Origin of the sequence: Nostoc sp. WHI, from assembly GCF_015714725.1 — a bacterium.
Taxonomy (GTDB): domain Bacteria; phylum Cyanobacteriota; class Cyanobacteriia; order Cyanobacteriales; family Nostocaceae; genus Nostoc.
In genome coordinates, this window is record NZ_WBKM01000041.1 from 19,244 (window position 1) to 28,664 (window position 9,421).

Annotated in this window: 9 protein-coding genes; 4 read left to right on the forward strand and 5 right to left on the reverse strand. The window is 40.3% G+C overall.

The window, feature by feature from the left end; all coding sequences use genetic code 11:
- Nucleotides 1-240 precede the first annotated feature (240 nt).
- Together F8S12_RS04140 and F8S12_RS04145 are read left to right on the forward strand one after the other, a co-directional pair.
- Nucleotides 241-450 carry a hypothetical protein gene (locus F8S12_RS04140; RefSeq protein WP_196514993.1) on the forward strand — a complete coding sequence of 70 codons (210 nt, stop codon included), beginning with the start codon at nt 241-243 and terminating at the stop codon, nt 448-450.
- On the forward strand, nt 440-766 hold the full coding sequence (locus tag F8S12_RS04145) for an acyl carrier protein (RefSeq protein ID WP_196514994.1): 327 nt from the start codon (nt 440-442) through the stop codon (nt 764-766). Before F8S12_RS04140 ends, F8S12_RS04145 begins: the two co-directional genes overlap by 11 nt.
- Before the next feature lie 16 nt (nt 767-782).
- Here the strand turns inward: F8S12_RS04145 and F8S12_RS04150 are convergent, their stop codons facing one another.
- The 4 genes from F8S12_RS04150 to F8S12_RS04165 all read right to left on the reverse strand — a co-directional run bounded on the left by F8S12_RS04150 (nt 783) and on the right by F8S12_RS04165 (nt 3,856).
- Complete coding sequence (locus F8S12_RS04150; RefSeq protein WP_196515013.1) at nt 783-1,406, reverse strand: Uma2 family endonuclease; 624 nt, start codon at nt 1,404-1,406, stop codon at nt 783-785.
- A 148-nt stretch (nt 1,407-1,554) separates the two neighbouring features.
- A complete protein-coding gene (locus F8S12_RS04155) occupies nt 1,555-3,144 on the reverse strand; it encodes an endonuclease NucS domain-containing protein (protein WP_196514999.1) in 1,590 nt (529 codons plus the stop codon).
- 131 nt (nt 3,145-3,275) lie between these two features.
- Nucleotides 3,276-3,629 carry a DUF5615 family PIN-like protein gene (locus F8S12_RS04160; RefSeq protein WP_196515001.1) on the reverse strand — a complete coding sequence of 118 codons (354 nt, stop codon included), beginning with the start codon at nt 3,627-3,629 and terminating at the stop codon, nt 3,276-3,278.
- Nucleotides 3,626-3,856 carry a DUF433 domain-containing protein gene (locus tag F8S12_RS04165; protein ID WP_196515002.1) on the reverse strand — a complete coding sequence of 77 codons (231 nt, stop codon included), beginning with the start codon at nt 3,854-3,856 and terminating at the stop codon, nt 3,626-3,628. The genes F8S12_RS04160 and F8S12_RS04165 overlap by 4 nt, the downstream gene beginning before the upstream one ends.
- 417 nt (nt 3,857-4,273) lie before the next feature.
- Here F8S12_RS04165 and F8S12_RS04170 point away from each other — a divergent pair, with 417 nt between their 5' ends.
- Together F8S12_RS04170 and F8S12_RS04175 are read left to right on the forward strand one after the other, a co-directional pair.
- On the forward strand, nt 4,274-4,507 hold the full coding sequence (locus F8S12_RS04170; RefSeq protein ID WP_196515004.1) for an AbrB/MazE/SpoVT family DNA-binding domain-containing protein: 234 nt from the start codon (nt 4,274-4,276) through the stop codon (nt 4,505-4,507).
- Complete coding sequence (locus tag F8S12_RS04175; RefSeq protein ID WP_196515006.1) at nt 4,504-4,908, forward strand: type II toxin-antitoxin system VapC family toxin; 405 nt, start codon at nt 4,504-4,506, stop codon at nt 4,906-4,908. Before F8S12_RS04170 ends, F8S12_RS04175 begins: the two co-directional genes overlap by 4 nt.
- Before the next feature lie 188 nt (nt 4,909-5,096).
- Here F8S12_RS04175 and F8S12_RS04180 read toward each other — a convergent pair.
- Nucleotides 5,097-9,421: nSTAND1 domain-containing NTPase (locus F8S12_RS04180; RefSeq protein ID WP_196515008.1), on the reverse strand; the 4,325-nt coding region annotated here is incomplete at its 5' end.

Genomic DNA, 9,421 nt, shown 5'->3' on the forward strand with positions numbered 1-9,421 from the left:
CGCTGAAGCAGTTAACTTCATATAAACAGCATATTTGCTTTTACGTAATTTTAAAATGTGTCTTAAGGTAGAGGTTAATACTTAATAAACAGATACTTTTTTATTAAAAATAATATTCGGTTAGGTTTAACTCTTCAGCATCGCTTTTCATAATTCTTCTGCATTACCTACCAGAACACAAGGCGCGATAAGTAGGGACACTCTTTCCAAAACCGAGTGAGATTGGTCTAAACTAAGAAAATGCTAGAAGACCCAGAAAAACCAAAGGAACTTTGGACTGATTATGTTTGGGCTGACACGGAGATGCAAGCTATGCAGAAATGTCAGATGAAGGCAGAAGAAGCGACTGTTGAAGGAAAAACAGTTGTGAAGTTAATCGGTAAACCAAAGAAAGTAGGTCAAGGAAAACGCTACGAATGCAGATTTGAGGGAGAGATTTATGACGCTTGAGCTTCCAGTTATTCCGAAACCTGGGGAAGTATTTTTAGCAGTAGAACTCACTGCTGTTGAAAATATGACTGTTGTACAAACCCTGAAGTTACTGGAGGATATGGGCTACAACCCGACTCTGCGGTATCGGCAAATTCCAGACGGAAGGATTTGTGTTTATGCCTTGCTCAGACATGAGAATGTCGATCCAGAAATCTTGCAAAATTCTGATTATCTTGGAGAACAACTAGACGCATTGGCAGAGGTAATTCAACCTGCGGATGCCATCACATCACCTCGCGGAATTAGTAGCGCGAAAATGCTTGCTCCTGTGTAAATTTCTTCGTTGCTAATCAGCGACTCATTGCAAAAATCTGTTCCGCCGTTAAGGGAATGTTCGGAAACAATCTAAAATCAATTAGATCCTGCCCTCGAAACACCTTTGGGGGTAAATACTCTCCATCTTCAAGTTGGTAGATTGTAATGGTTGGCTGCTTGGGAGAGCCAATGAACCGAATGCCACCAAAAGCAGCATAGTCCACAATGATATACTCCAAAACGCCCAAGTCTTCATACTCAGCAAGTTTTGTCAGATAGTCGTCCTTCCAGTTGTTGCTAACGACCTCAATGATTCCGGGTGGTGGAATATATGCAGCAGCAGAACTAGAGCTAGTTTTCATCCTCTGCCATTCAACTCTTGCAAATATAACAATATCTCCTTTCCGGCTTTTTTCCTTTACTCCTGGTGCTGTTTTCAGCCGAACCTGCTTGGACTGGCGCGACACGTAAGGTAGGTCATTTTCTTGGCAGTGATTTTCTAAGTAGGCACACAATCGCTCGATCAAATCCTCATGATTTGCATTTGGTTCTGATAATGGCACGGGAATCCCATCCAATAGCTCAAACTCTCTGCCTGAACCATCGTCCCAGGCAAGAAACTCTTCAAAAGTCAGTGGTTGTGTGACGGTTGCATACATCGCCCTCGCTCCCTTGCTGACGGGTACTTCACTCAATGCTACCGCTTTGTCTATGAGTTCTGGCTGATTTTCCTGCCGTAGTTATGAAACAATAGCTTGAGGTTGGGTAACACAGAATTCTAATAAACCCACAAATTAAAATTAAGAATTAGCTATTCCAAATATATCCTATATATTGACGTAGATAATGCAAATATCCTTCATTAACTTGAATAAAATAGTTTAACGTATTAAATTCTTCACCATCAGTATTCTCAGTCTCTATTCCGTTATCTTCTACATATATATATTTATGATTTGGGATTTGATCCTTATGTAAAGTTGTTTCTATTAAACTATAATCAAGTCCATGCTTAGACATTACTAACATTTCAAATAACTCTGAGTTTTTACCTTGTAGAGTAAATAAAGGATCGGGTAAGGATGCTATTTCAGAAGCAGATTCTATAATATTTTCTAAATTTTCAGGGTAAGTTCTTCTATCCCATTCGATAAACCCTGTTAAGATAATAACTTTATTATTCTGTAAATCATCTACTACAACCTCTAAAATAGGCTGAGAATGAACACTATATAAAGAAAGTAGTATATTGCATGGGTTATAAATAAACACTGAAACATTCGCTTCCTGATTTTCATTGTTTATTTTATCTAAAAACCATTTTAATCCTGCTTGCCAGACTTCATTCCCTAATAAACAATAGTGTATTTTGTGAATCGTACTATCCCAATAAAGCTGAAATTTTGGGTTAATTATAGAGAAAAATATTTCAGCATTCCCACCTTTTAAACCCATAATATTTTTTAGTAAGTCTTCATCATTTATTAAGGTTTTAGATGCAGATGAAGCTAACCTACCTTGTCTGCAAATCTTTTGTATTTTCCATGATTTTTGTAAGCTAGCAAATTCTTCTGGGTTACTTGTTCTTGTTTCCTCATATAAATGACTGGATTTTCTACAAATTTCAGAAATAACTAATTCTTCAAATTCCCATTCCTCTTGTTCGATGAAATAATTTTTGGGAATCCAACTATCCTGAAAATAATTCTCATATTTTTTATTTAAAGAATATGTTTTTTCTATAACTGCTTCTTTTTCGTGTATTTTAAGCTCATCAATTACAAGATATTGAATAAAAGGGTATGTATCATATACATTTTTATTTTTACCTTCATAACACATTGCCAAAATGCAATAGTTTTTTATTCCTATTTGTTCTAAAATTATTGCATCAAGCTTTGACAATGCATCATCTCTTGTACTCTGTCTTTCAAATGAAAATATTAAATGTTTAGGACAAATATTATTTTCTTCACTTTCTGGTATAGGCTTTACTTTTTTAGCTTCATAAGGTACATCTTCTGGATCTAAAGAAAGACTATAGCCATCAACCGGATACTTAACATTACGTTTAAAATCAGAGAATGGTAGTATTAATTCATGCCAATCAGTAGAAATTAGAATACATCGCAAGTCTTTATCTGCTATTTTTAAATTTTGTTTTATCAATGCCACATATTTGCATAACTGATGTGAAGCGTTTTTTGCGGAAGAATTACTTGTTTTGATTTCTATGATCACTATTAGACCAAGTTTATCTTTAGCTATGATGTCAACTGAACCATCTGAACCAGAAATATTTGGTAATTTAAATTCTGTTTCGATAGCATTTAACCCATCTTCAATTAAATGTAAATTATTTACGAGAAAATCTCTGATTTTTGCTTCCTTAGTCATATATGGTTATTGTTGAATTCATTTTAAATTAACGATCTGAATGGGAATAAAATCTCCGTCACCTACTAGAACACAAGGCGCGATCGCCATTGGGATTTACCTTAAAGCCTTTGACAGATCGCATCTAAAATTCACGTTATTTTACGAATGCGAATACTTTTAGATGAAATAACACTAAAAGCTCCTAATAATTCATCTGCGTGTTGATTAATGGCATTGGCAATAATTTCTGCTCTATCATTTAAAGATAAACCGAATAACCGAATTAACACCACACCTGCTGCAATTCGACGCAAACGGAAAACTAACTCACCAAAATCTTTATCTGATGTCAATAAAATTGCATCTTCATTATTAGCTAAGTTCAAAACTTCATCATCAGGAATTCCTGGTTCCATTTCCACAACATACAAAACTTCGTGACCATCAATCCGTAGACGTTCAACGATTTGCCAATCTAAATTTTCGTCCCCTAAAAACTTCAAGAAGCTTTCTCAATCGTTGGATAAACCACATCATACCGCAAAGCTTGAGCCGCAAATGCCAAAGCTGCTTTAATTCCTTCATCGCTAAGTCGCGGATGCGCTTCGAGTATTTGCTGAGGTGTTTCACCCGCAGCAAGCTTTTCGAGAATTAATTCAACTGTAATACGAGTTCCTGAAATGACAGGTTTGCCCATCATTATTTTTGGATCGGATACGATTTTTTGCATAAATTAGGATTATTTCAATAGATAATTAAAAAACAGAATTCAGAATTTAATTCTGTAATCCTGGTGGATAAATAAACGGGTTTAAGTCCCCCACTCATTGATTCTGATGCCTCGGCGGAGCGTCTCCGGCTCCGCTCCTGAATTCTGACGAATGTATTCTTCTTCAATATATATCGCCTTTCATTATTCTTCTGCATTATCTACCAGAACACAAGGCGCCGCAGCTACGCCCGCACTTCTCTACGAGAGGCTGCGCCAACGGCAAGCTCAGTGACCATCGTAGACATCGCGTTTTAATCGTCTCACAAGATAATTAAAATAGTGGGATATATGGAAAATAGAAATGCAGAGAAGCTATTAGCCAAAGACTTCAACATTAATATGAGGACATAAGAACGCTTGAACAACAAACACACTATGCGGATTACACCTGACGGTCAGATTACCATCCCTCCTGAAATCCGAAAGGTGCTAAACATTTCTCCTGACGTAGAATTAGGGTTTGAAATCGAAGGCGATCGCCTCTATCTCAAGAAAATACAACCTACCGATAAAATCTCAACCTGGATTGACACGATGCGGGGTTGCGCTGCTGGAAACCTCACCACTGACCAAATCATAGTTCTCACCCGTAGCGACGACAATCCATGACCGTTTTGGTAGACAGCAATGTTATCCTCGACATTCTTACCAACGATCCCAACTGGTTTGATTGGTCAGCCCTTCAATTGACAACCTATGCCCGTCAAGACCAACTTGCCATCAATCCCATCATCTACGCTGAGATTGCTATCGGCTTTCCCAGAGAACAGGAACTCATCACTGCATTGCCAGAAGATATATTTCAACGTCTCTCTTTACCTTGGGATGCGGCATTCCTGGCAGGTCAAAGTTTTCTTAACTACCGTCGTCGTGGTGGCGCAAGAACCTCCCCATTGCCTGATTTCTACATTGGTGCCCATGCTAGCACTGCTAATTTGCCTCTCATTACCCGTGATGTCAATCGCTATCGCACCTATTTTCCCAACGTTAGGCTCGTTTCACCTGAATAGCCATTAAATTGAACGAGCAAAAACATTAGTAGAACAAGGTATAAATAAAAAGTAAATTCGATAATCGGCGTTGCATAAATGCGGGATGAATTGAGATTTTTTACCAATGCTAAAGATTGATTCTTCGCGCCTTTGCGCGAAACAAAATTCATCCCATCAATCAGCAACGCCCGATAATCAAATACCTATCACCTACCAGAACATAAGGATTGATCGTTCTTCATTACTTTCTGGTTAGTCTGTAAATAATTCTGTAGTAAATTGCAACCCCGTGCCAGTAATTTTTCCAGTTTGATATCTGCCAAATTCTGGAAAATTACTGTGCCGTTAGCACTACCCGCAGCTAGAGTCTTGCCGTCAGGGCTGAAACTGACGCTGGTTAACTCATCCTTATAACCTTTTAAAGCAATCAGCAATGTTCCTTCCCGGCTCCAAAGTTTCACCTTGTCATCACTGCTAGCTACTAGAGTCTTGCCATCGGGGCTAAAGTTGACGCTGATGAAATTATCGCCATCCCCAGCAAGATCATTTAGTAAATCACCGTTTCGGCTCCAGAGTTTGACTGTACTATCAATACTTGCTGAGGCGATCGCCTGACCATCTGGCGACCAAGCAACTCCATTCACCCGGCGGCTATGACCAGTTAAGGTGTGTAGAAGTTTACCCTCAATACTCCAGATTTTCACTGTTTGGTCATCACTGGCTGAGGCTAGCAACTTGCCATCTTGGCTAAAGCTTACCCAGTTCACTGCATCTTCATGTCCCTGCAAGGTTTTGAGTAGTTTACCATCGCGGTTCCAAAGCTTCACAGTTTTATCTTTACTAGCCGAGGCGATCGCTTGACCATCGGGCGACCAAGCTACACCCAAGACGGCATCATTATGACTCTGTAAGGTGTTAAGCAGTTTACCGTCCAGACTCCAAAGCTTCACCATTTTATCTTTACTAGCCGATGCGATCGCCCCTCCTTCGGGGCTGAAACTAACGCCCCAAACTTCACCTTGATGCCCCTGGAAGGTGCGGAGTAGTTTACCGTCTCGACTCAAAAGTTTTACAGTTTTGTCACGGCTTGCTGCTGCCAAGGTGCCACCGTCTGGACTAAAACTGATGCTAGTCACCCAATCATCGTTATTAGCTTTGGGTTTTCGCAATAACACATCGTCCCAACGCCAGAATTTAATAGTTTTGTCTCGACTGGCAGAAGCAAGGGTGCGACCGTCTGGGCTGAAACTAACACTATTTACCCAATTATTATGTCCCCTCAAGGTGTCGAGTAGCACACCTGCAAAACTCCAAAGTTTCAGCGTCTCGTCGGTACTTGCTGAAGCGATCGTCTTACCATCACGGCTGAAGCTGACGCTGGTAACTCCAGCACTATGCCCCGATAAGGTTCTTAGTAGCTTACCTTCCAAACTCCACAGTTTAATAGTCTGGTCTAAACTAGCAGAAGCAATAATTTTACCATCGGGCGACCAAGTGACACTCAAGACTGCATCATCATGCCCCTGCAAGGTTTTGAGCAGCTTGCCATCCCGACTCCACAATTTCACCGTCTTGTCAGCACTCCCGGAAGCAATAGTTTGATCATCGGTTGACCAAGCGACACTTAAGACTGCACTATTATGTCCCTGCAAGGTTTTGAGCAGCTTGTTATCCCGACTCCACAACTTCACTGTCTTGTCGCTACTCGCCGAAGCAACGATTTGACCATCTGGGCTAAAACTAACACTATTCACTACACCCTGATGTCCTAATAGGGTTACAAGTAGTTGACCCTCTCGACTCCACAGTTTCACCGTCTTATCTTGACTGGCAGAAGCAACGATTTGATTATCTGGGCTGAAGCTGACACTATTAACTATATCTTTATGCCCCGACAAGGTTGTGACCAAGCTACCATCAGGAAGCCAGAGTTTGATTGTAGTGTCTGCACTGGCTGAGGCAATTAAAGAGCGATCGCTGCTAAATGTAGCACTATTTACCCCAGATGTATGTCCTTCTAAACGGTTATACTCTCTAACCCCAGAAACTGCTTGATAAAGCGCCGTTTGTACTTGCTCTCTTGTATAGGAATCTACCCAAATTGTTTGTTGTAATTTTCTTCCCGCCTTTAAACTTTCTTTTAAAGCATCAATACCTTTTTGCGAGGCAAAGAGGGCTTCACTAGATGCACTGAGAGTTTTTATTTCACTATCTACTGCTGTCACAATGGAAACACTTAATCCCAATATGGCGAGAACGGAAGCAGTAAGGGCAATTTTCAACGAACGATTTAATTTAGCTTCACTGAGCCTTTGTTTTTCTTGACTTTCTGCAAGTTGGGCTGTTAACTCTTTTTCTTTAAGTTCACCTCGCAATTGCTCAATTTCTAATTGACTAAATTCTTCGCGCTTGCGTAACTCCCGCAGTTCTGTTAATAAGTCTAAACCCGGTTGGGGATGATGATCTATCAGTTTGGAACGCTGCTTATTTTGGCTAAGTTCGCTTTTAAGTCGTTCAATCTCAGATTGACTCTGTTCCACCTTGTAACGCAGTTGATTAAGTTGTACTTGTAAACTTGATTCTTGTTGTTGCAGGTAGCGAATCAAGTCTACTAAATAATCGTGAATTAGTTGATAGCGTTCTGGAACATCAGGGAAAAGAACCACTAAACCGGAACGCACTAAAATATCTAATACTAACTCTAATTTGCCAGCATCTTCTAACTCTGCCAGCTGCGCCGCTAATTCAGCACGAGTTTTAAAAGGTCGGTTGTTACTTTCATCTGTTAATAAGTATAAGACGATTAAAGCGGCTCGTTCATTTTCTGGGCCGCAGTCTTTGATTAGTTCCTTAAGATATCGCTCAATAAGTTTGTTGGGTCTATATGGCTGATATTCTTCTAATGTAGTAATCCGCTCATCTTGAATTTGCGCTCCGACAACTTGCAATTCAATGGGGCGGACTTCTCCAAATTCTGTTGATAAATCTTCGATTAAGGCATCAATTAAAGCAGGTTCTAAATTAAACTGCGATCGCTCTGTTAATTTTTGGATAATTGCTTTAGCATATTCTGGTGAAAAGTTATTTAGCTGATAACGAATATGCTTGTCGAGAATATTGTTATTAATCGCTTCCAGTGCCGAAAGATGTTTAAAGTCTAATAACCGATGTAAATAATCTTCTCGCAATGAAAGGATAACTTTTACAAAGGGTATATTCAGGCAGTCGCTAATAAATTTATCGAATTCTTGCTTTTGATTGCGATCGCTATAACCAAAGAAAAATTCTTCAAACTGGTCAAAAATTAAAACTGTGATCAAATGGTGATCACCATTTTCTTTTAGTTGTTGTAAAATTCTGAAGATGGTAATTGATGTAGCAGAGTTGGGCAAAGCTGACTGTTCAATCACTACTTCTGGCTTCATATCAGCGTAGATTGCAAGGGATGCGTCACTAGACATCGCCTCACTTAAACATTTCTTTAATTCCCGCGCCCAATCGGTATAAACTTGCAGCACTACAGGCACAGCTATTTGATCGCCAATGGCTTGATTTTGCAGTGCCGGAACTAAACCCGCCGTTACAATAGAACTCTTACCAACTCCTGATTGACCGTGAATCACTGTCAACTTTTGATCGGCGCGGCTAATTCTGCCAATTAAGTTATTAATATCACGCTCCCGGCCAGAAGCGATAATTTCTAAAGCAACGGTGCTACTGCCAGAAGGTGACATCAAGGCTGGGTTTGTCGCTTGTCTTTGCGGTTGCAAGCGCCCTGCCCCGATAAAAGCCCGAAAACCGTACTGCTGCTCAACAGAACGCCGTTTCTGTCGAATGTAATAAGCTTCCAGATAGCGTCCTTCTTCAAAGTACAGCGATCGCAGTGTCCGCAATAAGCGAATATAACTACGGGCATTGTATTGATGGGCACTGCTTTCCAAGGCCGCTGGCAGGTCTTTTGTTGCTTTGTCCAGGTATTCACGAGCTACTTCTAGCTCACCTAAATTTCGCTGCGCTTTTGCTAAAACCAAATAGTAAATTTGTCCTAACAGCAACGGAAACAAGCAGTCATAAGAATCGTTGTGCTTTTGCGCTTCACCTAATTTCAGCAGTGATATGTGTGCTAATGTAGTCGCCTGTAACCACCGTGACTGCTGCACAGCCACTTGTGCCAGAAAACCATAGTCACAAGCTAATTGGATTTGATTACCATAAGTTTGATGTAACTCCAGAGACTTTTGAGCAACAATCTGCAACTCTTCCCACTCTTGCAGATATTGCAAAACCTCAGCAAGTTGACCAATAAATCTAGCAACTATATCTGGACGCCCAGCCACTTGCAAAACATTCAAGCATTGCTGAAAATAAGATTTAGCAGTATACCAATGGCGGCGGTTTTCTGTTTGATTTTGCTCTGCTAAACGGCAATAACACAGCCCAATATAAAACAGTAAAACTCCCTGCCGCAAAAGTAGAGAAGATGGACGCTTAGGAGGCGTAGGCAAAGAAAACACTCCCGCCTCCTCCCCTG